Annotated in this window: 24 protein-coding genes; 14 read left to right on the forward strand and 10 right to left on the reverse strand. The window is 74.6% G+C overall.

From position 1 onward, the window contains the following. Positions 1 to 6 precede the first annotated feature (6 nt). From ABTY15_RS19325 to ABTY15_RS19335, 3 genes are all read right to left on the reverse strand, one after another. Positions 7 to 1,311: an aldehyde dehydrogenase family protein gene (locus ABTY15_RS19325; RefSeq protein ID WP_350592214.1), complete on the reverse strand. Its 1,305-nt coding sequence runs from the start codon at positions 1,309 to 1,311 to the stop codon at positions 7 to 9. Between the two features lie 153 nt (positions 1,312 to 1,464). Next, positions 1,465 to 1,854 (reverse strand): VOC family protein, encoded by a 390-nt coding sequence (locus tag ABTY15_RS19330; RefSeq protein WP_350592607.1) that lies wholly within the window; start codon positions 1,852 to 1,854, stop codon positions 1,465 to 1,467. A gap of 206 nt (positions 1,855 to 2,060) precedes the next feature. Next, positions 2,061 to 2,357: a hypothetical protein gene (locus ABTY15_RS19335; protein WP_350592217.1), complete on the reverse strand. Its 297-nt coding sequence runs from the start codon at positions 2,355 to 2,357 to the stop codon at positions 2,061 to 2,063. Between the two features lie 161 nt (positions 2,358 to 2,518). On the opposite strand from ABTY15_RS19335, the gene ABTY15_RS19340 reads away from it, so the two are divergent. Next, positions 2,519 to 2,701 (forward strand): hypothetical protein, encoded by a 183-nt coding sequence (locus ABTY15_RS19340; RefSeq protein WP_350592220.1) that lies wholly within the window; start codon positions 2,519 to 2,521, stop codon positions 2,699 to 2,701. A 141-nt stretch (positions 2,702 to 2,842) separates the two neighbouring features. Beyond that, on the forward strand, positions 2,843 to 3,514 hold the full coding sequence (locus tag ABTY15_RS19345; protein WP_350592222.1) for a DUF6461 domain-containing protein: 672 nt from the start codon (positions 2,843 to 2,845) through the stop codon (positions 3,512 to 3,514). A 37-nt stretch (positions 3,515 to 3,551) separates the two neighbouring features. Here ABTY15_RS19345 and ABTY15_RS19350 read toward each other — a convergent pair whose 3' ends face one another. Beyond that, positions 3,552 to 4,472 (reverse strand): SDR family oxidoreductase, encoded by a 921-nt coding sequence (locus ABTY15_RS19350; protein WP_350592226.1) that lies wholly within the window; start codon positions 4,470 to 4,472, stop codon positions 3,552 to 3,554. Then, complete coding sequence (locus ABTY15_RS19355) at positions 4,469 to 5,080, reverse strand: TetR/AcrR family transcriptional regulator (protein WP_350592235.1); 612 nt, start codon at positions 5,078 to 5,080, stop codon at positions 4,469 to 4,471. The genes ABTY15_RS19350 and ABTY15_RS19355 overlap by 4 nt, the downstream gene beginning before the upstream one ends. A gap of 266 nt (positions 5,081 to 5,346) precedes the next feature. Between ABTY15_RS19355 and ABTY15_RS19360 the strand changes: the two genes are divergently transcribed. The 6 genes from ABTY15_RS19360 to ABTY15_RS19385 all read left to right on the forward strand — a co-directional run bounded on the left by ABTY15_RS19360 (position 5,347) and on the right by ABTY15_RS19385 (position 12,675). After that, positions 5,347 to 6,936, forward strand: a complete 1,590-nt coding sequence (locus tag ABTY15_RS19360) for an alpha/beta hydrolase (RefSeq protein WP_350592242.1) — start codon at positions 5,347 to 5,349, stop codon at positions 6,934 to 6,936. A gap of 120 nt (positions 6,937 to 7,056) precedes the next feature. Further along, positions 7,057 to 7,662: a mycothiol-dependent nitroreductase Rv2466c family protein gene (locus tag ABTY15_RS19365; protein ID WP_350592247.1), complete on the forward strand. Its 606-nt coding sequence runs from the start codon at positions 7,057 to 7,059 to the stop codon at positions 7,660 to 7,662. A gap of 219 nt (positions 7,663 to 7,881) precedes the next feature. Continuing rightward, positions 7,882 to 9,882 carry an ATP-dependent zinc metalloprotease FtsH gene (ftsH, locus tag ABTY15_RS19370; protein ID WP_350592253.1) on the forward strand — a complete coding sequence of 667 codons (2,001 nt, stop codon included), beginning with the start codon at positions 7,882 to 7,884 and terminating at the stop codon, positions 9,880 to 9,882. Between the two features lie 6 nt (positions 9,883 to 9,888). Next, positions 9,889 to 10,905 (forward strand): CapA family protein, encoded by a 1,017-nt coding sequence (locus tag ABTY15_RS19375; RefSeq protein ID WP_350592261.1) that lies wholly within the window; start codon positions 9,889 to 9,891, stop codon positions 10,903 to 10,905. Next, on the forward strand, positions 10,902 to 11,822 hold the full coding sequence (locus ABTY15_RS19380) for an ADP-ribosylglycohydrolase family protein (RefSeq protein WP_350592269.1): 921 nt from the start codon (positions 10,902 to 10,904) through the stop codon (positions 11,820 to 11,822). The genes ABTY15_RS19375 and ABTY15_RS19380 overlap by 4 nt, the downstream gene beginning before the upstream one ends. 61 nt (positions 11,823 to 11,883) lie before the next feature. Next, the gene (locus tag ABTY15_RS19385) at positions 11,884 to 12,675 is read left to right on the forward strand and encodes a DUF2785 domain-containing protein (RefSeq protein WP_350592273.1); all 792 of its coding nucleotides are present in this window, start codon (positions 11,884 to 11,886) and stop codon (positions 12,673 to 12,675) included. Between the two features lie 65 nt (positions 12,676 to 12,740). On the opposite strand, the gene ABTY15_RS19390 is transcribed toward ABTY15_RS19385, so the two are convergent. After that, positions 12,741 to 13,088: a hypothetical protein gene (locus tag ABTY15_RS19390; RefSeq protein ID WP_350592279.1), complete on the reverse strand. Its 348-nt coding sequence runs from the start codon at positions 13,086 to 13,088 to the stop codon at positions 12,741 to 12,743. A gap of 107 nt (positions 13,089 to 13,195) precedes the next feature. On the opposite strand from ABTY15_RS19390, the gene ABTY15_RS19395 reads away from it, so the two are divergent. The 3 genes from ABTY15_RS19395 to ABTY15_RS19405 all read left to right on the forward strand — a co-directional run bounded on the left by ABTY15_RS19395 (position 13,196) and on the right by ABTY15_RS19405 (position 15,893). Next, complete coding sequence (locus tag ABTY15_RS19395; RefSeq protein WP_350592286.1) at positions 13,196 to 13,663, forward strand: SAM-dependent methyltransferase; 468 nt, start codon at positions 13,196 to 13,198, stop codon at positions 13,661 to 13,663. A gap of 12 nt (positions 13,664 to 13,675) precedes the next feature. Continuing rightward, the gene (locus tag ABTY15_RS19400; RefSeq protein WP_350592296.1) at positions 13,676 to 14,443 is read left to right on the forward strand and encodes an SDR family NAD(P)-dependent oxidoreductase; all 768 of its coding nucleotides are present in this window, start codon (positions 13,676 to 13,678) and stop codon (positions 14,441 to 14,443) included. A 142-nt stretch (positions 14,444 to 14,585) separates the two neighbouring features. Continuing rightward, on the forward strand, positions 14,586 to 15,893 hold the full coding sequence (locus ABTY15_RS19405; RefSeq protein ID WP_350592303.1) for a glycosyltransferase: 1,308 nt from the start codon (positions 14,586 to 14,588) through the stop codon (positions 15,891 to 15,893). A 104-nt stretch (positions 15,894 to 15,997) separates the two neighbouring features. Here the strand turns inward: ABTY15_RS19405 and ABTY15_RS19410 are convergent, their stop codons facing one another. Beyond that, positions 15,998 to 16,711 (reverse strand): hypothetical protein, encoded by a 714-nt coding sequence (locus ABTY15_RS19410; protein WP_502893540.1) that lies wholly within the window; start codon positions 16,709 to 16,711, stop codon positions 15,998 to 16,000. A gap of 374 nt (positions 16,712 to 17,085) precedes the next feature. Here ABTY15_RS19410 and ABTY15_RS19415 point away from each other — a divergent pair, with 374 nt between their 5' ends. Then, complete coding sequence (locus ABTY15_RS19415) at positions 17,086 to 18,003, forward strand: hypothetical protein (protein WP_350592315.1); 918 nt, start codon at positions 17,086 to 17,088, stop codon at positions 18,001 to 18,003. 58 nt (positions 18,004 to 18,061) lie between these two features. On the opposite strand, the gene ABTY15_RS19420 is transcribed toward ABTY15_RS19415, so the two are convergent. From ABTY15_RS19420 to ABTY15_RS19430, 3 genes are all read right to left on the reverse strand, one after another. Next, a complete protein-coding gene (locus tag ABTY15_RS19420; RefSeq protein WP_350592321.1) occupies positions 18,062 to 19,735 on the reverse strand; it encodes a DUF885 domain-containing protein in 1,674 nt (557 codons plus the stop codon). Between the two features lie 192 nt (positions 19,736 to 19,927). Then, entirely contained in the window at positions 19,928 to 20,842 is a 915-nt protein-coding gene (locus ABTY15_RS19425) for an SDR family oxidoreductase (protein ID WP_350592328.1), read from the reverse strand. A gap of 133 nt (positions 20,843 to 20,975) precedes the next feature. Beyond that, entirely contained in the window at positions 20,976 to 21,395 is a 420-nt protein-coding gene (locus ABTY15_RS19430) for a DUF5997 family protein (RefSeq protein WP_350592334.1), read from the reverse strand. A 58-nt stretch (positions 21,396 to 21,453) separates the two neighbouring features. Here ABTY15_RS19430 and ABTY15_RS19435 point away from each other — a divergent pair, with 58 nt between their 5' ends. Then, on the forward strand, positions 21,454 to 22,287 hold the full coding sequence (locus tag ABTY15_RS19435; protein ID WP_502893539.1) for a LysR family substrate-binding domain-containing protein: 834 nt from the start codon (positions 21,454 to 21,456) through the stop codon (positions 22,285 to 22,287). Between the two features lie 59 nt (positions 22,288 to 22,346). Next, positions 22,347 to 22,928 (forward strand): DUF421 domain-containing protein, encoded by a 582-nt coding sequence (locus tag ABTY15_RS19440; protein ID WP_350592341.1) that lies wholly within the window; start codon positions 22,347 to 22,349, stop codon positions 22,926 to 22,928. The last annotated feature ends 8 nt before the right edge of the window (positions 22,929 to 22,936 follow it).

The following is a 22,936-nucleotide window of genomic DNA, read 5'->3' on the forward strand; positions in this document are numbered from 1 at the left end:
CGGCGGTCAGGTCAGCGGCTTGTCGACGACGGCCTTGGCGTGGCTGAACGTCTCGATGGAGTACTCGCCGTGGTACCGGCCCATGCCGCTCTCGCCCACACCGCCGAACGGCAGCTCGGGCATGGCCAGGTGGGAGACCGGCAGGCCGAAGGTGAGCGCGCCGGAGGAGGTCTCCTCGACCAGTCGCCGCTTGGTGTCCGCCGACTCGGTGAAGGCGTAGAGGGCGAGCGGCTTGTCGCGCTCGTTGATGAAGGCGATCGCCGCGTCCAGGTCGGGCACGGCGAGGACCGGCAGGATCGGTCCGAAGATCTCCGCGCGCATCACGGGCGCCTCGGGGGAGACGTCGGCGAGGACGGTCGGGGCGAGGTAGCGGCCGGCCCGGTCGTGGGCGCCGCCGGTGACGGTCCGTCCGTCGCCGAGCAGCGCGGTGAGCCGGTCGAAGTGGCGCTCGTTGACGATCCGTCCGTACTCGGGGCTGGCCGACGGGTCCTCGCCGTACAACTCACGGACGGCGTCGGCGAGGTGGGCCTCCAGCTGCTTCGCGGTGTCGCCGACGGCGAGGACGTAGTCCGGGGCGACGCAGGTCTGGCCGGCGTTGAGGAACTTGCCCCGGGCGATCCGCTGGGCGGTGACGGCCAGGTCGACGCCGGGCTCGACCACGACGGGGCTCTTGCCACCGAGTTCGAGGGTGACCGGGGTCAGGTACCGGGCGGCGGCGGCCATGACGATCCGGCCGACCGCACCGTTGCCGGTGTAGAAGATGTGGTCGAAGCGCTCCTCCAGCAGCGCGGTGGTCTCCGGGACGGCTCCCTGGACCACCGCGACGGCCTCCGGGTCGAGGTACTCGGGGATCAGCCGGGCGAGGGCGTCGGAGGTGGCCGGGGCGAGCTCGCTGGGCTTGAGCACGGCCGCGTTCCCGGCGGCCAGCGCGCCGACCAGCGGGGCGAGCGCGAGCTGGAGCGGGTAGTTCCACGGCGCGATGATCAGCACCACGCCGAGCGGGTCGCGCACCACCCGGGCCTCGGCCGGCCGGAAGACCTCGGGCACGCCGGCAGGCTTCGGCCGGAGCCACTGCTCCAGGTGGGCCACGGTGTGGTCGAGCTCGTTGAGCGTGAAGCCGATCTCGGTGCGGTAGGCCTCGGTGGTGCTCTTGCCCAGGTCGGCGTGGAGGGCCTGCAACAGCGCCTCGGTCTGCTCGGTGAGCAGGGCGCGCAGGGCCGCCAGCTGGGCCTGGCGCCAGGCGAGCGGCTTGGTCCGGCCGGTGTCGAAGGCGGCGCGCACGCGGGCGACCACGGCGGGGGTGGGGGTCATGAGGGTCTCGCGGTCCTTCCGGGTGACTTGAGGGCATGGATGGTTTATCGCCTCAAGTATTTCGACGGTAGGCCGCAAAGGTTGAGTATGTCAAGCAATGCCGGGGGTGCCGCGGGTTGCCGGTGGCCGCCGGCGGCCCCCCTCAGGCTCGCCTCAGCTGGCGTCCGCGTCCTCGGGGTACCAGCGGAGCTCGACCGTGTTGCCGTCCGGGTCCTGCACGTAGACCGAGGTCGCGTCGCCCCGGGCGCCGTAGCGGTCGACCGGCCCCTCCAGGACGGTGAAGACGCCGGAGGCGATGACCTCGTCCCAGTCCAGCGGCTCCACGGTGAGGCATATGTGGTCGACGTTGGACTCGCCGCGCGGGCGGCTGGTCAGGTCGATGATGGTCTCCGGGGTGATCCGGACCGAGGGGAACGGGACCTTCCCGGCCCGCCACTCCTCGACGCGGACCGGCTCCAGGCCGAGGAGGTCGAGGTAGAAGGCCAGCGAGCGCTCGACGTCGGACACGTTGAGGACCAGGTGGTCGAAGGCCTTCACGCGCAGGGGGGTGGACACGGTGGCGACTCCGTACGGGTATGACGGGATCGGCCCGGGCGTTGCCGCCCGGCCGGTTGACGTGTTCCATGATCCGCCGGACGGGTGACGCCATCAAGATCGGGATTCGGCCCTTCCGGGCCGCTGCCGACGTTGCCGCCGGCGAATCGGGGGACGGCCGCACGGGTCCGGGGCGGGCCCGCGCGGCCGCGGGTTCACTGGTGGACGAGCTGCTGGAAGCAGGCCACGTCGTACTGGGACGGCGCGTTCGCCTTCTCGTACGCCTGGCCGCCCTTGCCGCCGTCGGGCTGGCTGCCGAAGCCGGGCTCGTCGAACGGGGAGCCCGGGGAGGAACTGGTGTGTCCCGGTGTCTGGCCGCCGGCTGTCAGGACGTCCTGGCAGCTCTGGTTCGGCGGTCCCGGCGGGCCTGGTACCGGGTCCGCGAACGCGACGGCGGAGCCGCCCAGGCAGAGCAGGCCGGTGAGCAATCCGGTGGCTGCGGCGCGGAGCATCGCGCCTCGCCTCCTCGGTCGGGGACGTGCCCGGAGCCGGTCGGCCCCGCGCCCCCGTCGGGAGGTACGGACCGGGGTGGCCCGGCGTTCAGCCCCGGGCCGCCCCGGACTCCCACGGTGCGGGGATCACCCGCAGTTCGTTCCGGATCGCGTTGCCCGTCGTGCTGTCGCTCGTTCCCTCGGTGGTGGTGTTCGGCCTGGGCTTCACCGCGGTCGACCGGGTCCTCGGGGCGCTCGCCATGGTGGGCGGCGCCGGGTGGCTGGCGGTCGCCGCGACGGTGACCGCCGGGCTCTCCGGGGTCTTCCGGACCCGGCTCTACCGCGAGCTGCCGGCGGTTGACTGACGGCCGTTCAACTCCCCGGCCGTGCGGGCCGGCCTCCGGCGGGGGCGGGTTCGGTGGCTCCGGCCTTCCTGTCAGTGGCGTCCGTTATGGTGCGCACTGGTGGGCCCGGCCGGGGTGGGTCGGGTGGAGGGGAGGGGTGTCATGGGTGGTGGCGGCGGTGAGGTCGCGGGGGTCGACGGGCCCGGTGACGGGATCGGCTGGCTCGCCGGGATCTCGTACGAGGTCGGCGGCGTGGTGTTCGCGCGCGGGATACCCCCGGTGGAGCTCGCCCGGCGGATGGGGGCCGACCCTTCGGCGGGCACCCCGCCGATCAGCGGCCGGGCGGTCGCCGGGCTGGACATCGAGGTGTACCGGCCGGGTGGCGAGGGCGACGGCGTGGTCCGGGTCGGCGAGTGCGGCGGCTGGTCCTTCGCGATCGAGTACGGCGACTCCACCGGTGACGAGCGGCTGACCGAGATCTCCCGTGCGGGCGTCGAGGTCGTCCACTTCCGTCCGAACCCGGACGACCCGCCGGCGATGCTGGACTACGCGCACGACGGCGACGTGCTGTGCGGGTTCGGGCTGGTCGAGGAGCGCTGGCGCTGGGGCCGGGAGCCCGATCTGCTGCTGCCCGAGCTGATCGCCGCCCGTGTCCTGGAGGCCGACGGCGAGACCCGCTGCGGGCCGCCGGGCGAGCCGACCGCGGTCGGGCGCCGGCGCACCCTCGGCGCGGTCGGGCGGCGGTTCGGGCTCACCCTGCCCAGGGCCGCCCTGGACGGGCTGCCGTTGCCCGCCTACGCGGTGCGGGGCACGCCGGGGCTGGGCCCCGCCTGATGCCCCGCCCCGTCGGGGTGGCGCGGGTCCGGGCAGGTCAGAGCGGGTCGCCGAGCGGGCCGTGGGCGTCGACCAGGGCCTCGGCCCAGTGCGCCGCGAAGTCGGGCTGCGAGCCGTCCGCGTCGGTGAAGCCGTACTCCTCGTACAGGCCCCAGGTGGCCAGGGCCCGGCCGCTCCTGGCCATCACCTCCGGGTCGGCGGCCAGGGCGACGACGGCCCGGCCGAGGTAGGCGGGGCTCTCCGAGTGCGCGAAGTCGGCGTCCTTCGCGGCGGCCTCGCGCCAGTTCTCCTCGGTGACGCCGAAATGCTCCAGCACCGCCTCCGAGCGGAGGAAGCCCGGGGTGAGGGCGACGGCGGCGACCTCGTGCGGCCGGAGCTCCTCGGCCTGGGCGAAGGCCAGCCGGATCACGGTGGACTTGGCGAGGTCGTAGAAGAACGAGCCCCGGTAGCGCGCGGTGTTGCCGTCGGTGACCTCCACCACCAGGCCGCTGCGCCGGGCGACCATCAGCGGCAGCGCGTACCGGCTGGTGATCACGTGCGTCTCGACGGCCTGGCGGAGCAGCCGCAGGCCGGTGTCGAGGTCCTGCTCCCAGAGCGGGTGCTCCCAGTCGGTCAGCGAGTCGCCGCCCCACACGCAGTTGACCAGCACGTCCAGCCGGCCGTCCTGGTCGGCGGCGATCCGCTCCACCAGGGCCCGGACCTCCTCGGGCCGGCTGTGGTCGGTGCGGACCGGGATCGCGGTGCCGCCGGCGGCGGTGATCCGCTCGGCGGTCTCCTCGATGGTCTCCGGCCGGTCCAGCCCGGTGGCGCCGCCGTCCGCGGTGCTGCTGCGGCCGGTGACGTACACGGTGGCGCCGGCGGCGCCGAGTTCGACGGCGATGCCACGGCCGCCGCCGCGGGTGCCGCCCGCGACCAGGGCGACCTTGCCGGTGAGCGGCTTGTGGTCGGTGGCGTTCATGCGTCCTCCAGGGGCGTAGGGCGGGCGAGGTGTCCGGCCAGCAGGTCGGTGAGTTCGGTGCGCAGCCGGTCCGCCAGGGTGCCCTCACGGTCGAGGGCCCAGGTCAGACCGGTCCCGGCGAGGACGGCCTGGAGCGAACGCGCCAGCCGCGCCGGGTCGGTGCCGGGGCGGAGCTCGCCCTGTTCCCGGGCGGCGTCCAGCAGCCGGGTGAACGCCCGGTGCTGGGCCCGGTGCACGGACAGGGCGTGCTCGTGCAGCTCCGGGTCGGTGAGGTCCAGGCCGAGGAAGGCCAGGTGGTTGGCGAAGCGCGCCGGGGTGGCCATCGGCGCGGCCGCCTCGTCGGCGAGGGCGAGCAGCGCGGCCAGCGGTGAGGAGTGCGCGGTGCGCAGCCGCTCGTACCGGTCGTCCGCCTCCTGCGCGGACGACCGGGCCAGCGCCAGCAGCAGCCCGCGTTTGGAGCCGAACCGCTGCACCAGCGTCGCGGGCACCACCCCCGCCTCCCGCGCGACCGCCGCGAGTGTCAACCCGCCGGGCCCGAGCCGCCCCATCACCTCGGCGGTGTGCCGCAGCAGCACGGCGTCCTCGACGCCTCGGGGGCGTCCTGCCATGGCGTCCTCCTATTCATAAATGACTGTTCATTTATTAAATCGCGAGGGGGTGCGGAGGGCAAGCCTCCGACGGGAGGCCTCACCGTTCCTCACCCGGGTGGCGGGTGGCAGGGGAGGTGGCGCGCGCCCCCTGGTGGGGGGTTTCGGCGGGCGTGGGCGCCGGGCCGCGCCTAGGGTCGGCGGTGCGTTGACCGTGACGGGCGCCGGGGCGTGCGCCGTCCTGTTGTGCGCCGGGACGACCGGCATTCCGAGAGGTGGACCGCACCATGCACACCGTCGTCCGCGGCGCCGGCGTACTCGGCCTGGCCGCGCTGCTGCTGGCCTCCGGCACCGGCTGCCAGGGGGAGAGCGGGCCCGCCGCCGAGCCCGCGCCGACCTCGGCGGCCGCGGCGACGTCGACGGCCGCGGCCTCCGGGGCCGCCGGGCTCGCCGCCCAGCACCTGGACTGGCACGCCTGTGCGGCCCCCACCACCGCGCAGGGCGGCGGTACGGCGCCCGCCGGGAACTGGCAGTGCGCCACCCTCAAGGCCCCGCTCGACCACACCGAGCCGGACGGCCGGACCATCGACCTCGCGCTGATCCGCAGCCCGGCCACCGACCAGGCGCACCGGATCGGCTCGCTGCTGTTCAACTTCGGCGGCCCGGGCGCCTCCGGCGTCGCCACCCTGCCCGCGCTCGGCGCGACCTACGCCTCCCTCAACACCCGCTACGACCTGGTGGGTTTCGACCCGCGCGGGGTCGGCGCCAGCGCCGCGGTGACCTGCCTGGACGACCGGGCGATGGACGCCAGCGCGAACGTCGACGGCACGCCGGAGAACCCGGCCCAGGTGAAGGCGCTGGACGAGAGCACCGCGCAGTTCACCGCGGCTTGCGAGCACAACTCCGGCCCGGTGCTGCCGTTCGTCGACACCGAGAGCGCCGCCCGGGACATGGACCTGATGCGGCAGGTGCTCGGCGACCAGAAGCTGTCCTACTTCGGCATCAGCTACGGCACCGAGCTCGGCGGCGTCTACGCGCACCTGTTCCCGCAGCAGGTCGGCCGGCTCGTGCTGGACTCCGTGGTCGACCCGACCAAGGACCCGCAGCAGTCGGCGCTCGGCCAGGCGCAGGGCTTCCAGCTCGCCCTCGACGACTTCATGAAGGCCTGTGCCACCCAGGCCGCCGCCGCCTGCCCCACCGGCAGCGGCGGCGCCGAGGGCACCGCGCGGATCACCGCCCTGCTGCAACAGCTGGAGCAGTCCCCGCTGCCCACCGACAGCGGCCGCCCGCTCACCGAGACGCAGGCCGTCACCGGCATCGCCGGTGCGCTGTACAGCCAGGAGACCTGGCCGGCGCTGGCCGCCGGGCTGACCGAGGCGATGCAGCAGGGCACCGGGAACACGCTGCTCCAGCTCGCCGACGCGCTCAACGGGCGCGACGCGCAGGGCCACTACAGCAACCTGAACGCCGCCAACCGGGCGATCAGCTGCGTGGACGACCGGCCGCGCTACTCGGACCAGGACGTCCAGCAGCAGCTGCCGCAGTTCCGGACCGCCTCGCCGGTGTTCGGCGCCTTCACCGCGTGGGGCCTGACCTCCTGCACCGGCTGGCCGGTGGCGGGTAAGGCCGACCACCCCGACGTCTCGGCGCCCGGCGCCGCCCCGATCCTGGTGGTCGGCACCACCGGCGACCCGGCCACCCCGGTGGAGGGCGCCCAGGTGATGGCCCGGCAGCTCGGCCCCGGCGTCGGCGTCAACGTCACCCTCCAGGGCGAGGGCCACGGCGGCTACAACACCGGCAACCCCTGCCTCAAGCAGACGGTGGACGCCTACCTGCTGGACGGCACCGTGCCGGCGGACGGGACCACCTGTAGCTGACCCGCGGCGTATGGCTGACCGTGGCTTGTGGCCGACCGTGGCCGCCGGGGAAAGTGGCCCATAGAAAAGATTGATCATTGGCCCTGTGGAGCGGTCCACTCGGCCGCTAGTCTCTCCACCATGACCACCAAAGTCGACTTCTACTTCGATCCCGTCTGCCCCTTCGCCTGGATCACCTCCCGCTGGATCCTGGAGGTCGAGCGCCAGCGCGAACTCGACCTCACCTTCCGGGTGATGAGCCTGTCCGTCCTCAACGAGGGCCGCACCGACCTGCCCGAGCGCTACCAGCGCCTGATGACCACCGGCTGGGGCCCCGTCCGGGTCTGCATCGCGGCCGCCGAGAAGTTCGGCCAGCACGTGCTGCGCGACCTGTACACCGAGCTCGGCACCCGCTTCCACGACCAGGACCGGCCCGCCGACGACGAGGTCATCCGGGAGGCGCTGGTCGCCGCCGGGCTGCCGGAGGAGCTCGCCGACGCCGCCGACAGCACGGCGTACGACATCGCGCTGCGCAAGAGCCACCACGAGGGCATGGACCCGGTGGGCGAGGAGGTCGGCACCCCGACCATCCACGTCGACGGCGTCGCCTTCTTCGGCCCGGTGCTCTCCGCGATCCCGCGCGGCGAGGACGCCGTCCGGGTCTTCGAGGGCGTCCGGCTGCTGGCCGGCTACCCGAAGTTCTTCGAGCTCAAGCGCACCCGGACCGGCTCGCTCGACTTCTCCTGAGCGCGAGACCGTACGGGCACGAGGTCCGTACGGGCACGAGGTCGTTCGTCCACGAGACCGTACGGGCACGGGGCCGTACGGGCGGGGGCGGGCGGCCACGGGGGCGGGCGCTCGGCGGGGTGTGGCCGAAGCTCTTCCCGGTGCCCGTCGCGAACGGGCGCCCGGCGTCCGACCATGGAGACGGGGGGCGCGGCGGTGGCGGAGAGGCGGTGAGCGCGGATGATCGGACGAACCGGGCCGCGCGCCGCCCGGCACCCGGCCACCCCGCCGCGTGGGGACCCGGCCAAGGGCCCGCCGAAGCCCTGGCCCAAAGCGTCGCCCCGCCCGTCGCCGAAGCCGTCGCCCAAGCCCCCGCCGAAGCCGCAGCCCGGGCCGGGCGCCGCCGGTCCGCGCCGCTGGCTGCTGCCGTTCCTGGTGGTGCTCACCCTCGTCCTGCTGGTGCTGGTGTGGCGGCCCGCCCCGGTGGGCAGCCGGTACGGGTACACCGACTTCGTGAACCGGGTCGGTGCCGGGCAGGTGCAGACCGTGAACATCACCGACACCGGCGGCGTCAGCGGCACCCTGAAGGACGGCACCCGGTTCACCAGCCAGATCCCCACCGCCCTGGACACCTCCCAGCTCAGCCGCCAGCTCACCGACCAGCACGTGAACGTCACCGCCAGCCGCACCGGCGGCAGCTCGATCTGGTCCACCCTGCTGCTGTTCCTGCCGCTGCTGATCTTCGGCGCGCTGTTCCTCTGGTCCGGCCGGATGGCCGCCCGCTCGCTCACCGGCGGGCTGAGCGCGATCGGCCGCTCCCGGGCCAAGATCATCGAGGCCGAGCGGCCTGCCACCGGCTTCGCCGACGTCGCCGGGTACGAGGGCGTCAAGCAGGAGGTCAGCGAGGTCGTCGACTTCCTGCGCAGCCCCGACCGGTACGCCGCCGCCGGCGCCAAGGGGCCACGCGGGGTGATCATGGTCGGCCCGCCGGGCACCGGCAAGACGCTGCTCGCCCGCGCCGTCGCCGGGGAGGCCGAGGTGCCGTTCCTGTCGGTGACCGGCTCCGGCTTCGTCGAGATGTTCGTCGGCGTCGGCGCCTCCCGGGTCCGCGACCTCTTCGACGAGGCCCGCAAACGCGCGCCGTCGATCATCTTCATCGACGAGATCGACGCCGTCGGCGCCCGCCGCGCGGGCGGCTCCCGGATCGGCGGCAACGACGAACGCGAGCAGACCCTCAACCAGCTGCTCGCCGAGATGGACGGCTTCGACCAGAGCACCGGCATCGTCGTGATCGCCGCCACCAACCGCCCGGACGCCCTCGACCCGGCCCTGCTGCGCCCCGGCCGCTTCGACCGTCAGGTCACCGTGCCGCTGCCCAACCAGCACGAACGCGCCGCCATCCTCGCCGTCCACGCCCGCGGCAAGACCCTCGCCCCCGACACCGACCTCGACCGGATCGCCCGCGGCACGCCCGGCTTCTCCGGCGCCGACCTCGCCAACCTGGTCAACGAGGCCGCCATCAACGCCGTCCGGGCCGACCGTGCCACCATCACCGCCGACGACCTCGACGCCGCCCGCGACCGTGTCCTGCTCGGCCGCCGCGAGCCCTCCAACGCCCTGCTGCCCGAGGAGCGCCACTCCGTCGCCGTGCACGAGTCCGGCCACGCCCTGATGGCCGCGCTGTGCGAACACGCCGACCCCGTCGCCAAGGTGACCATCCTCCCGGCCGGGGTCTCCCTCGGCGCCACCGAACAACTCCCCGAGGCCGAACGGCACCTGTACAGCGAGGCCTACCTCAACGACCTGCTCACCGTCCAACTCGGCGGACGGGCCGCCGAGTTGGTCGTCTTCGGCGAGGGCTCCACCGGCGCCGCCAACGACCTCGCCAACGCCACCGCCGTCGCCACCCGGATGGTCCGCGAGTTCGGCCTCTCCCCGGAGCTCGGCCCGGTCGGCTACTCCACCGGCTCCCCCCACTACCTCGGCGACAGCCCCGAGGACCTGCTGCGCCGCCCCTACTCCGAACAGACCCAGCACGCCATCGACGAGGCCGTCGCCCGCCTGCTCCGCCACGCCGAACGCCGGGCCGTCGGCCTGCTGCGCCAACACCGGGACCACCTGGACGAGTTGGCGAACCTGCTGGTGGCCCAGGAGACCGTCGACGGCAAGGTCGTGCTGGAACTGCTGCACCGGAACAGCCGGCGCGAGGACGGTCCGGGCGGCCCGGGCGAGCCGGGGTGAGCCGCGGTGTCATTCACGGTGGCCCTGGCCGGGGACACGATGCTCGGGCGGAGCGTCGCCGACCAACTGCGGCACTCCGCACGGGCCGACGCGCTGCTCGCCGCCGAACTCAGGGACGTGATCGGCACCGCCGACCTCTTCGTGCTCAACCTGGAGTGCTGCATCTCCGAGCGCGGCGAGCCGTGGCCCGCGCCCGGCAAGGAGTTCTTCTTCCGCGCCCCGCCGAGCGCGGCGGAGGTCCTCGCGGAACTCGGCGCGGACTGCGTGACGCTCGCCAACAACCACGCGCTGGACTACGGCCGCGACGCCCTGGCCGACACCCTCACCCTGCTCGCCCGGTCCGGCATCCGCACGGTCGGGGCCGGTGAGAACACCGCGGCCGCCCGCGAGTTCACCGTGCTGGAGGCGGGCGGCAGCCGCCTCGCGGTCATCGGCGTGGCCGACCACCCGCCCGACTACGCCGCGCACGCCCACCGCCCGGGAACCGCGTACGCGGACCTGCGCCACGGCGTCCCGGCCTGGCTCACCGCCCTCGTCGGCCGGGCCGCCGAAGCCGCCGACGCCGTCCTGGTCACCCCGCACTGGGGCCCCAACATGACCACCCGCCCGCCGCACCACGTCCGCGCGGCCGCCCGCGCCCTGCTGCCCGCCGGAGCGACCCTGATCGCCGGCCACTCCGCCCACGTCTTCCACGGCGTCGCCGGACCGGTCGTCTACGACCTGGGCGACTTCATCGACGACTACGCCGTCCACCCCTGGCTCCGCAACGACCTCGGCCTGCTCTACCTGGCCACCTTCGACGGCCCCGACCCCCGCCACCTCGCCGTCACCCGGCTGGAGGCGATCCCGCTGGTGCTCGGCTTCTGCCACACCCGCCCCGCCGAGGGCGAGGACCGCACCTGGATCCGCGACCGCCTCACCCTCGCCTGCGCCGAACTCGGCACCGCCGTGACCGAACGGGACGGTCGGCTGCTCGTCGACGTCCCCTCACCGGCCGGCGGCTCCGCTAACCTGCCCGGATGAACCGCTCCCACCGTGCAGCCGGCGCCGTCATCGGCGCCGCCGTGGGCGACGCGCTCGGCGCCCCCTACGAGTTCGGCCCCGCCGGGGCCTTCAGCGCCCGCTTCCCGGTCGGCGGGGAGATGGTCGCCGGCGGCGGCTGGGCGCGCGGCGAGGCCACCGACGACACCCAGATGGCCGTTCTGGTCGGCGAATCCCTGGTCGAGCGCGGCGGGTTGGACCTGCCCGACATCTTCGACCGGTTCCGCCGCTGGGCCGCCGCCGACCCCAGCGACATCGGCATCCAGACCGAGGTCGTCCTCACCAGCGGCCATCCCTGGGACCTCGCCGCAGCGATCCACTTCAACTCCACCCTGCGCGCCGCCGGCAACGGCGCCCTGATGCGGGCCTCGACCTCGGCCGTCGCCTTCGCCCGCACCGGGCGCGCGGGCACCATGGACGCCGCCCGCCGGATCGCCGCGCTCACCCACGGCGACCGGGCCGCCTGGGAGGGTACGGCGATCTTCCACGAACTCGTCCGGCTGGCCCTGGACGGCGCCGACCCGCTCGCCGCCCTGCCCGGGATCCTGACCCAGGTCGACCCCGAGCACCGCGACCGCTACGCCGTCGTCCTCGCCCCGGACTGGCACCCCGACCGCGCCACCGAGGCCAACGGCGCCGTCTGGCCGTGCCTCGGATCTGCGGTCTGGGCGCTGCGTACGACGGCAGGCTTCGACCAGGCCCTGCGTGCGGCGATCGATCTCGGCGGTGACACCGACACCGTGGCCGCCGTCACCGGTGGCCTGGCCGGGGCCCGGTACGGGCTGGCGGCGATTCCGGCGCGCTGGGCCGAGCCGCTGCACGTGTCGCTGCCGGGGTTCGGCGGGCGGGTCCTCCGGAAGGCCGAACTGCTCGCTCTGGTCGAGCAGTTGGTGGCCTGACGGCGGACGGGCGGGATAATTGCCGGGCGGACGGGGCCGGTGTGCGCCTATCCTGCCCGCCGTGATCGACTGGAAGGGCGTCGAGGACGCCGACTACGCCGTGCCCACCGACCGGCCCATGGAAGAACTCGTCTGCGAACTGTCCCGCGCGCTCGCGGATCCCGACCCGGCGATCCGCGACGGCACGCCCTACGGCGTCCTCGCCACCTGGATCGAGCGCGGGGTGATCGAGGAGCCCCGGCGGCTGGCGCTGGGCGACGAGATGGCCGACCGCTTCACCGACCCGCGGATCGAGGCCCGGACCTTCGCGCCGCTGGTGCTCGCCATGCTGGTCGGGAAGGGCGACTTCCGGCCCGGCTGGGTGGACGCCCTCGAACGCTGGTACCCGGCCGAGCAGGACCTGCGCGGCCACGACGAGAAGCTCGGCTGGCTGCACGCCGTCGCGCACGGCGCGGACCTGCTCGGCAGCTTCGGCCGCCACCCCCAGGTGGCGCCGGCCCGGATGCTGGACCTCGCCGCCGCCCGGCTGACGGCCCCCACCGACCACGTCTGGGAGCAGCTGGAGGACGACCGGCTGGCCCGGGCGGTCGCCCTGGTGCTCACCCGGACCGATCTGAGCGAGTCCGAGGCCACCGACTGGCTGGACCCGATCGCCGCCCGCTTCGGCGCCGACCGGATCGCCACCCCGGTGCCCGCCCAGGTCAGCAACTGCCTGCGCACGCTGCGCCTGCTGTACGTGCTCGCCGACCGGGGCGTCCGGCCGACGAGCGAGCAGCCGCCCGTACCGCTGCACCACGGGGAGGCGGTCAAGACCGCGGTCGCCGCCGTCCTGGACCGGATCGTCCGGCGCTGAGCCGGGGTCGGAGAGTCGGGGTCTGAGAGTCGGGGTCGGTCTCGGACGTCACGAGCCCGGCCGGGTCAGAAGACGAAGGTCGGCGGATGGATCATCACCGCGATGAGCAGGACCATCGGCAGCAGTAGGTGGGAGAGCAGCGCGCTGACCGTCGCGCAGCGCCAGCGGCGCTGGACGGTCGACCGCTGCCCGGCGATGGCGGCCCCCAGCAGGGCCGCGAAGAGCACCAGACCGATCAGGGCCAGGGCGGCGGTCACCTCGGGCCGGTGGTCACCCGAGTGACTCTGCGCGGCGGAGTGGTAGTCGAAGGAGAGCAGGAGGCCGTCGATCGTCGCCGCCAGCACGCCGCACACCCACGCGACGACGGTGTCCGGCCGCTCCCTGCCCCGGCCCTTGATCCCCGTCCACCCCATCGCGTTCGCCCCCCGTGCGTGATCTCCGACTACGCGTCGGTACGGTACCGGAGGGACGCGAACCAGTGTCCAGCGGGAAGAACGGGGAGGCGCACGTGGTACCTGAGGTGACGTCAAGGCCGGTGGCCCTGGTGGTCGGTGGCCGCGAGGAGGTGTACGACGACGGCTGGGGGAGCGTCGGCGCGGTGATCCGGCTGGACGGCGAGCAGTTCGGCGAGGAGGCGCTGTACGGGCTGGCGGAGTTCTCGCACCTGGAGGTCCTCTACCACTTCGACCGCGTCCCGGCCGACAAGATCGAGACCGGCGCCCGCCACCCGCGTGGCAACACCGACTGGCCGCTGGTCGGCATCTTCGCCCAGCGCGGCAAGAACCGGCCCAACCGGCTCGGCGTCTCGCGCTGCGAGCTGGTCCGGGTGGACGGCCTGGACCTGCACGTCACCGGGCTGGACGCGGTGGCCGGCACGCCGGTGCTCGACATCAAGCCCTACCTGGCCGAGTTCGGCCCGCGCGGCGAGGTCCGCCAGCCGCAGTGGTCGGCCGAGCTCATGCGCGGCTACTACGAGCTCGGCGACTGAGGGGGCTGACCGGTGACACCGAACCGGCTCGCGGTGGTGTCGGGCGGCGGGACGGGCATCGGCCGGGCGATCGCCGCCCGGCTGGCCGCCGAGGGGCACCGGGTGGTGATCCTCGGGCGGCGCACGGCCGTCCTGGAGGAGGCCCGGGAGGAGATCGAGTGGGCGGTGGGCGAGGGCCGGATCGTCCCGCTCGGTGTGGATCTGACCGACCCGGAGGCGGTCACCGCCGCGGCCGCCCGGATCGCCGAACTCGGCCCGGTGGACGTGCTGGTGAACAATGCGGGCGCGATCGTCACACCGCCCGCGGACGACGGCCTGGCCGCCCTCGCCGAGGCCTGGCGGCGCGACCTGGACGGCAACCTGCTCTCCGCCGTGCTGCTCACCACCGCCCTGGAGGGGCGGTTGCGCCGCCCCGGCGGCCGACTGGTCGTGATCAGCTCGGCGGCGGCCCAGCGCGGCGGGGCGGGCCCGCACTCGGCCGGGTCGTACGCTGCCGCGAAGGCCGCCCTGCACGGCTGGGCGTTCGGCCTGGCCCGGCAGTTGGGCCCGGACGGGATCACGGTGAACGTGCTCGCGCCCGGCTACATCGAGTCCACCGAGATCTTCGGTGACCGCTGGAGCGAGGAGTTCCACCGCCGGAAGATCGAGGACACCCTGGTCGGGCGGGCCGGGACCCCGGTGGACGTGGCGGAGGCCGTCGCGTACCTCGCCTCGCCCGCCGCCGGATACCTCACCGGTCAGGTGATCGGCCTCAACGGCGGTGCGGTGCTGGGGCGCTGACGTCGGCCCGGGAGGGGGCCGGAAGCGGGCTCCCCGGACGGGTTCCCGAGGCGGGCTCCTGAGGTCTGTCCATCGATTGTCAACCGCCCGCTCCTACGGTGGGTCCGCAGACGAACGACGGAACCGACCTCAGGAGCCTCCGGTGTCCAGGATCATCACCACCGCCATCCCGGCGCACGGGCACACCAGCCCGATGCTCGCCATCTCCGCCGACCTCGCCGCCCGCGGGCACGAGGTGACCTTCCTCGGGGGCGCGCGGTTCGCCGGGGCGGCCGAGCGGGCGGGGGTGCGGTTCGTCGCGCTGCCCGCCGAGGCCGACTTCGACGACCGCGACCTCGACGCCCGCTTCCCCGGCCGGGCGAGCCTGCCGCCGGGGCCGGAGCGCACCGCCTTCGACGTGAAGCACGTGTTCGTCGACCCGATACCGGCCCAGTACCGGGCGCTGCTGGCGCTGTTGGCGGAGTTCCCGGCGGTGGCGGTGCTCGCCGACGCGTTCCTCCAGGGCGCGCTGCCGCTGGCGCTGAGCCGCCCGCGCGGGGAGCGCCCGGCGCTCGTCGGGATCGGGACCACCCCGCCGCTGCTGCCGAGCGTGGACACCGCGCCGTTCGGCTTCGCGCTGCCGCCGCTGCCGGGGGAGGAGGGCCGGGCCCGCAACCGGGTGCTCCAGGAGGAGGCGGAGCGACGCGGGGAGCCGCTGCGGGCGTACGCGGAGGCGGTGTACGCGGGGCTCGGGGTGACCCTGCCGGAGGGGCCGCGCGGCCTGGCCATGGTGACCGTGCCGGACGTCTTCCTCCAGCTCACCGTGCCGGGCTTCGAGTACCCGCGCAGCGACGCCCCGGACACCTTCCGGATGATCGGCGCGCTGCCCGGGATCGTCGGCAACGAGCAGCCGCTGCGGCCCTGGTGGGACGAGCTGACCAGCGGCCGGCCGGTCGTGGTGGTCACCCAGGGCACCCTCGCCAACCAGGACCTGGGGGAGCTGGTCGCCCCGACCGTGACCGCGCTGGCGAACCGGGACGACCTGCTGGTGGTCGCCGCCACCGCCCGCCCGGACGGCCCGGCGGACCTCACCGCGCTGCTCGGCGGACGGCTGCCGGCCAACACCCGGGCGGCGGGCTACATCCCGTTCGACCAGCTGCTGCCGCACACCGCGGTGCTGGTCAGCAACGGCGGCTACGGCGGCGTCCACACCGCGCTGCGGTACGGGGTGCCGCTGGTGGTCGCGGGCGCCAGCGAGGACAAGCCGGAGGTGGCGGCCCGGGTGCAGTGGTCGGGCGCGGGGCTGGACCTGCGGACCGGCCGCCCGGAGCCGGCCCAGGTCCGCCGGGCGGTCGACGAGGTGCTCGGGCGGGTCCGGTTCCGCGAGCGCGCCTGCGCCCTCGGCGCGGAGCTCGCGGCCCACCGGCCGTTCGACGCGATCGCCGAGCTGGTCGACTCGCTGGCCGGTTGAGCGGGCTGCGGGTCAGGGCGTGTCCGGCCGGGGCCGCCTCGGCCGGGCGGCGGTCCGACCGGCCGTAGCCGGGGTCGGGGTCGGCCGGTCGCCGCCGGGGCCGGTCAGTCGTCGTCGGCGTCGGCGGTGGCGGTGGGGGCGCCGGCGGGCTTGAGGCCGAGCTTGGTCTCGGCGGTGGTCCAGTCGGTGGCGATGGCCTGCTGGACGGCGGCCAGCGTGGCCTGACCCTTGCAGATCGCGGTGTGCAGACGGGTCTCGACGGAGTCCTTCGGGTTGTTCGGGCCCTTGCCGGGGACGTGGTCGGGGGAGGGCGGCTGGACCCAGAGGTTGCGCGGGTCGTTCGGGTCGCCGCCCAGCTGGAGGCTGATCAGGTGGTCGTACTCGGCGTCGCCCATCGGCCCGGTGTAGCCGTAGGACTTGGCGTTCTCGGCCTTCTCCTTGCCGGTGATGTTCACCGGCGGCCGGATGGTCGAGGTGTAGCCGCCCTGCTTGCAGATGGTGTCGTTGAGGTTGGCCTGGGTCACCGCCGGGCTGATCGCGCCCGGGGTGCACTTGGGGTCGGGCAGCGGCTGCTTGTCGGCGGTGTAGCGGTAGGCGCAGGAACCCGGCGCGGGCTGCGGCTGGACCTCGTACGAGCTCTTGGGGCCGGGGCCGGTGACGAGCGCCGCCGGGGCGGGTGCGGCCCCGGTGGCGGCGTCGGCGGCGGGCGGGGCGGAGCTGCGGCCGCCCGGCTTGGCGGGGTGGCCGCCACCGGCGGAGCAGCCGGCGGCCGCGGCGAGCAGGACGGCCGAGGCTATCGCCAGGGCGCCGCGGGCCAGCGGGCGGTGCGTCAGTCGGCCGTGCGCCGGTCGGTCGTGCGTCGGGGTGCCGTGCGTCGGGGTGCCGTGCGTCGTCGGGGTGCCGGTGCGCAGGGCGGCGCGGGCGGGAGCCACCACGGGTTCCTCCAGGTCGGTGCGGTTGCGGGCGGCCGGTCCGACGGGTCGCCGGGTGCCGCGCCAGCGGACACTACCCTGTCCAGGGGGCCGAACAGGTGACGCCATGTCCGGGCGCGGGGAGCCCGGCGTGGGCGCGCGGAATCGCTCCCGGCGGGGGGGCGACGTCGGGCGGAGTAGCAGCACAGGGCGGGGTGTCCTGACCGTGCGTAGCTTCGGGATCGAACGACTCCCCCCGAGACCCTTGCCGGAGTACCTCCATGCGGATCCCCGCCCTCCTCGCGGCAGCCGCGCTGCTGCCGCTCACCCTGTCCGCGGCAGAGACCGCCCAGGCCGTGCAGACCGTCCAGGCCGAACAGGCTGGGCAGGTCGCCCCAGCGGCCGGGCCGACGCACCGTTCGACGTACGCCGAGGACCTGAGCGTGCAGGTCAGCCCGCCGTCCTTCCCGACCGCGCCCGGCGGGGTCGGGACGATCCTGGTGACGGTCTGCAACAACGGCACCGAGACGCCGACCGAGGCCACCTTGGTGGTCAACGGGCCCGGCGACCCGGGCCTGGTGCTGACCACCAGCCACGCGGGCCCGGTGGACGGCGGCTGGAACTGGATCCGGTTCCAGGTCGCGCAGGGCCTGAAGCCCGGCAGCTGCGAGACCGAGACGATCTTCGGCAGGACCCTCAGCACCACGCCGGGCCCGCGGAGCTACCAGGGCGGCACCGCCGTGGTCACCTGGGACCAGGCGCAGAACCCGAACGACAACTCGACCACCTGGGCCTTCGACACCTCCGCGCCGGTGACCGACGCGGTGCTGGAGCTGTGGCGCCCGCCGCGGTCGGCCGCCCCCGGCAACCCGGCCGACTTCGAGGTGCTGGAGCGCAACCTCGGCCCGTCCACCGACTACCCGTGGCGCGGACGGGTCGTCGCCCAGCTGCCGCCGGGCTCCACCTGGCTGGACTCCGCGCCGGACTCCAACAAGTGCGTCATCTCGCCGGACGGGCGGACGGCGACCTGCGACGACCCGGTGAACAACACCTGGTCCCGGTACAACCGGGGCTTCGCGCTCCGGGTGGACCCGGCCGCGACGCCGGGGACGAGCGTGCCCGCCACCCTCACCTACGAGGCCCCGGCCAACCCGGACCCGCACCGCTTCGTGCTGACGGTGCTGATCCCGGTCTGCTGAACCGCCCGCCCGCCCGCCCACCGGACCGGACAAACTGGACCGGACGAACCGGACCGGACTACTGGACCGCGATCCAGTCCGAGACCAGCTCGTCCAGCACCCCCAGCGGCAGGCTGCCGTGCCCGATCACCTGGTGGTGGAACTCGCGGATGTCGAAGCGCGCCCCGAGCGCCGCCTGCGCGCGCTCCCGGTGCCGGACGATCTCCCGGCGGCCGATCAGGTACGCGGTGGCCTGGCCCGGCCAGGCGATGTAGCGGTCGATCTCGTTGCGGACGTTGTTCTCGGTGGTGGCCGTGTTGTCCCGCATGTAGTCGATCGCCCGCTGCCGCGACCAGCCGAGGTGGTGCAGGCCGGTGTCCACGACCAGGCGGACGGCCCGGACCGCGTCGAGCGAGAGCATCCCGAAGCGGGAGAGCTCCGAGCTGTAGAGGCCCATCTCGTCGGCCAGCCGCTCGGTGTACAGGCCCCAGCCCTCGGTGTGGGCGGTCAGCTGGCCGCTCGCCTTCTGCCGGAACTCCGGCAGGTGGTGCAGGGTCTGCGCGACGGCGATCTGCAGGTGGTGGCCGGGCACGCTCTCGTGAAAGGCCAGCGCCTCGTACTCGTAGCGGAACCGGGTGTCCGGGCGCAGCGTGTTGATCCAGTGGGTGCCGGGCAGGCCGCCCGGGCCCGGCGGCTGGTAGTAGGCGAGCGGCGCGGTCTCGGCCTCGATCGGGTCGATCTCCCGGGTCACGCAGTCGGCGATCGGGTAGGCCCGGAAGTAGTCGGCCGAGGCGCGGCGGGCGCGCTCCAGGGCGTCGTCGACCAGGGCGATGATCTCCCGCTCGCTCTCGAAGCGCAGCGAGCGGTCCTCGCGCAGCGCGGTCAGCACGCCCTCGGGGGTGCTGATGCCGAGCACCTTGCCGCCCAGCTCGGCGAACTCCTCGCGCAGCGCCGCCACGGTGTCCAGGCCGATCCGGTGGACCTCCTCGGGGCTCAGCCCGGGCCGGGTGAAGCGGCTGACAGCGTCGGCGTAGCCCTCGGTGCCGCCGGGCACGTGGCAGACGCCGGCCTGCTCGTCCGGCCGGGCGTCCGGGGCCAGCCGCTGGGCCAGCCCGGCCCGGTAGCGGGCGACGGACGGGCGGATCCCGTCGCGCACGATCGCCATCGCCCGGTCGAACTCCGGGTGGTTCTGGAGCGGGCGCAGCAGCTGGTCGCCGACCGGGTCGGCGGCGAGGTAGGTGTCGAGCTGGGTGACGGCGCTGTCGACGCCGCTGCGCAGCGGGTGGCGGCCCTCGGCGGCGGCGTCGAGGTGGCGCTGGAGGTGGGCGTCGAAGTAGCCGGGCAGGGCGGCCAGCCGCTCCAGGTAGGCGTCGGCGCCCTCGTGGTCGACGGGGGTCATCGCGCAGGAGATGAAGGCCTCGTTGTGCGGCGCCACGATCGTCGCCGAGACGCTGAAGTCGGCCAGCCCGTGGGTGATCTGGCCGGTCCCGCTGTCGATCAGGCGGGCCAGCACGCCGTGGGTGACGCGGTCCTCGCCGGTCAGTGCGTCCACCGGGATCGCGGCGAGGCGCGCCTCCAGGCCCTGGAGCCGCTCCCGGTGCCGTAGCGCCGCCGCGCGGGACGGGTCGGGTACCCGGTGGGCGTAGCCCTCGACGCCGCTGGCCGTGGCGTCGAAGGGGTTGTGGGTGTTCTCGGCGGCGAAGAACTCGTCCGCGAGCGCGGCGAGTTCGCTCTGCTGGCGCTGCTCGGTCATACGTTGTTCCCCCGTCCGGTGTGGCCAGTGCGACGCGGGTAGCCTGGGGCGCCCCGGTCCGGCCGATTATTCGGAGTCGGTGCGCGCGCGGTCAATACGCGCCGTCAGGAAAGGCGGTGGGGACGGGAAGGCGGCCGGCTCGCCCCCGGCCGCCCCGCGCGGCCCGCCCCGGCCGCCCTGGCGGACGGCGCGTCAGCGGTAGGCCTCCGGGGCCGCCGGCTTGCCCGCGTCCTGCACCTCGACCAGGTAGCGCCAGCAGTCCGGCCGGCTGCCGTCCCGGTCGGTGAAGCCGTAGACCTGGGCGAGCCCGCCGCTGGACAGCGAGCGGCCGTTCCACCGGGCGACGTCGGGGTCGGCGGCCAGGGCGGCGACGGCCCGGCCGACGAAGAACGGCGTCTCGGAGATGCCGAAGTGCGGCTCCCGGGCAAGGGCGTCGCGCCAGTTCTCCTCGGTCACGCCGAAGTGGTCGAGCATCATCTCCGAGCGCAGCCAGCCCGGGGTGAGCGCCACCGCCGTCGCGCCGCGCGGGCCCAGCTCGTGGCCGAGCGAGAAGGCCATCCGCAGCACGGAGGACTTGGCGAGGTCGTAGAAGAAGGAGTTGCGGTAGGTGTCGCGGTTGTACTCGGCGGTGCCGTCCGTCATCTCGACGACCAGGCCGCCCGGGCGCCGCAGCAGCAGCGGGAGCAGGTGGTGACTGGTGACGGCGTGCGTCTCCACGGCGAGCCGGAGCAGCCGCAGGCCCTTGTCCAGGTCGTGCTCCCAGACCGGGACGTTCCACCCGAACAGGTGCTCGCCGCCCCAGACGTCGTTGACCAGGACATCCAGCCGGCCCTGCTCGGCGTCGATCCGCTCGGCCAGCGCACGCACCTCGGCCGGGACGAGGTGGTCCGTGGGCACCGCGATGCCCCGGCCGCCGGCGGCGGTCACCAGCTCGGCGGTGTCCTCGATGGTCTCCGGGCGGTCGTACTCCGAGCGCCGCTCCCGGGTGCTGCGCCCGGTGACGTACACCGTCGCCCCGGCCGTGCCGAGCTCGACCGCGATGCCCCGCCCGGCGCCCCGCGTCGCGCCCGCGACCAGCGCGATCCGCCCCTCCAGTGCGCCTGCCATCTCCGACCTCCCTGCCCGTCGACACGCCGGCCGTGGTGACGACCGTGCCGACGCCCGGACGTGCGGGCGTCGGCACCATGCTTACCGCAGGGGTCTGACAATCGGCGGGAGCGCCGGGGGCGGCTCGGGTGGGTCAGCCGGCCTGGTCCGCCTTGGCGGCCTTGGCGGCGGCCTCCTTCTCGTGCTTGGCCTTGATCCGGGCGGTCTCCTTGCGGACGTCCACCTGGTTGGCGCGCTCGTGCTGGAGCCAGAGCGGGTTCTCGGCCTTGATCGCCTCGATCTGCTCGGTGGTGAGCGCCTCGGTCACCCCGCCGCGGGCCAGGCCGGAGATGGAGATGCCGAGCTTGGCGGCGACCACCGGGCGCGGGTGCGGGCCGTTCTGGCGCAGCTCCTGGAGCCACTGCGGCGGCTCGGCCTGCAGCGCGTTGAGCTCCTCGCGGGAGACCACGCCCTCCTGGAAGCCGGCGGGGGCCGCGTCGAGGTAGATCCCCAGCTTCTTGGCCGCGGTGGCCGGCTTCATGGTCTGGCTGGTCTTCTGCTTGAGCGATGTCATGGAGACAAGGGTAAGGGAGTGCGCGGGTGCTTCCGGTCACGGTCGGTAGCCTTGCCCTGTGACAGACATGCAGGTGAACCCGTCCTTCCGGCTCGTGTACGTCCCGGGCGTGACCCCCGGCAAGTGGGCCCGCGTCTGGGGTGAGCGGTTGCCGGACGTGCCGCTCGACCTGGTGGCGCTGCCCGCCGAGGAGGGTGAGCGCACCCTGCGCGAGGGCGGGGCCGACGCCGGGCTGGTCCGGCTGCCGGTCGACCGGGACGTGCTCAGCGCGATCCCGCTGTACACCGAGACCACCGTCGTGGTCTTCCCCAAGGACCACTGGCTGGCCGCCGCCGAGGAGGTCGCGCTGGACGACCTCGCCGAGGACGTGGTGTTCCACCCGCTGGACGACACCCTCGGCTGGACGGACCTGCCCGGGCGCCCGGCGATCGAGCGCCCGGCCACCACCGCCGACGCGATCGAGCTGGTCGCCGCCAACGTCGGCGTGCTGCTGGTGCCGCAGTCGCTGGCCCGGCTGCACCACCGGCGGGACCTCACCTACCGCCCGGTGCCGGCCGCGCCGCAGTCCCAGGTGGCGCTGTCCTGGCTCCAGGAGCGCACCACGGACCTGGTGGAGGAGTTCATCGGCATCGTGCGCGGCCGGACGGTCAACAGCTCGCGCGGGCGCGGTGCCCAGCCGGCGGCCGAGGCCGCGCAGCCGAAGAAGGCCGCCCAGCCGCGCAAGCCCCAGCAGCCGAAGTCCGGTCAGCCGAAGTCCGGCCAGCCCAAGGGCGGTCAGGCGAAGGGCGGCCAGGCGAAGGCCGGTGCGCAGAAGCCCCGGCCGAAGCCCGCGGCCGGGGCCCGGGGGGCCGCCGCCAAGCGGGGTGGCGGCAAGCCCAAGCGGCGCTCGTAGCGTAGCGTCGGCCCCGTTCGGGCGCGCCGGGGCGAGCGCGTCGAGGGAGGAGCGGGGCGGTGTGGCACGACCTGGTGACGGTGCCGGTTCCGGTGGGGGAGAAGATCCTCCGTACGGTCGCGGTCTACGCGTTGATCCTGCTGCTCTTCCGGTTCGCCGGGAAGCGCGGGCTGGCGGGCCTGAACACCTTCGACATGGTGGTGGTGTTCCTGCTCTCCAACGTGGTGCAGAACGCGATCATCGGCAACGACAACAGCCTGTCCGGCGGTGCGATCGGCGCGGTCACCCTGGTCGTGGTGAACGCGGCGGTCACCCGCTGGCTGGCCCACGACCCGCGCGCCGCCCGGCTGTTGGAGGGCACCCCGACCACGGTGGTGCGCGACGGCGAGCTGGTGCCCGAGGCCATGCGCGGGCTGGCGCTGCGGGCGTCGGAGATCGAGCACGCCGTCCGGGTGCAGAACGGCGACGACGTCTCGGACGTCGCCGTCGGCCGGCTGGAGCCCGACGGGCAGCTGGTGATCACCCTCAAGCCGGCCGAGCGGGGCGCGACCCAGGGGGACGTCGAGGAGCTGCACCGGCGTCTGGACGCCATCGAGCGCCTGCTGACCACCCTGGCCGCCGATCGGCCGCCGAGCCGCTGATCGCCGCC

This window comes from Kitasatospora sp. NPDC097643, assembly GCF_040302625.1.
Taxonomy (GTDB): Bacteria; Actinomycetota; Actinomycetes; order Streptomycetales; family Streptomycetaceae; genus Kitasatospora.

Excerpts from the sequence above, each read along its gene's own strand:
- ABTY15_RS19425 (WP_350592328.1), bottom strand. The coding sequence starts at position 20,842 with ATGGCAGGCGCACTGGAGGGGCGGATCGCGCTGGTCGCGGGCGCGACG.
- ABTY15_RS19420 (WP_350592321.1), bottom strand. The coding sequence starts at position 19,735 with ATGACCGAGCAGCGCCAGCAGAGCGAACTCGCCGCGCTCGCGGACGAG.
- ABTY15_RS19350 (WP_350592226.1), bottom strand. The coding sequence starts at position 4,472 with ATGAACGCCACCGACCACAAGCCGCTCACCGGCAAGGTCGCCCTGGTC.
- ABTY15_RS19360 (WP_350592242.1), top strand. The coding sequence starts at position 5,347 with ATGCACACCGTCGTCCGCGGCGCCGGCGTACTCGGCCTGGCCGCGCTG.
- ABTY15_RS19355 (WP_350592235.1), bottom strand. The coding sequence starts at position 5,080 with ATGGCAGGACGCCCCCGAGGCGTCGAGGACGCCGTGCTGCTGCGGCAC.
- ABTY15_RS19390 (WP_350592279.1), bottom strand. The coding sequence starts at position 13,088 with ATGGGGTGGACGGGGATCAAGGGCCGGGGCAGGGAGCGGCCGGACACC.
- ABTY15_RS19335 (WP_350592217.1), bottom strand. The coding sequence starts at position 2,357 with ATGCTCCGCGCCGCAGCCACCGGATTGCTCACCGGCCTGCTCTGCCTG.
- ABTY15_RS19430 (WP_350592334.1), bottom strand. The coding sequence starts at position 21,395 with ATGACATCGCTCAAGCAGAAGACCAGCCAGACCATGAAGCCGGCCACC.
- ABTY15_RS19380 (WP_350592269.1), top strand. The coding sequence starts at position 10,902 with ATGAACCGCTCCCACCGTGCAGCCGGCGCCGTCATCGGCGCCGCCGTG.
- ABTY15_RS19415 (WP_350592315.1), top strand. The coding sequence starts at position 17,086 with ATGCGGATCCCCGCCCTCCTCGCGGCAGCCGCGCTGCTGCCGCTCACC.
- ABTY15_RS19365 (WP_350592247.1), top strand. The coding sequence starts at position 7,057 with ATGACCACCAAAGTCGACTTCTACTTCGATCCCGTCTGCCCCTTCGCC.
- ftsH (WP_350592253.1), top strand. The coding sequence starts at position 7,882 with ATGATCGGACGAACCGGGCCGCGCGCCGCCCGGCACCCGGCCACCCCG.
- ABTY15_RS19345 (WP_350592222.1), top strand. The coding sequence starts at position 2,843 with ATGGGTGGTGGCGGCGGTGAGGTCGCGGGGGTCGACGGGCCCGGTGAC.
- ABTY15_RS19325 (WP_350592214.1), bottom strand. The coding sequence starts at position 1,311 with ATGACCCCCACCCCCGCCGTGGTCGCCCGCGTGCGCGCCGCCTTCGAC.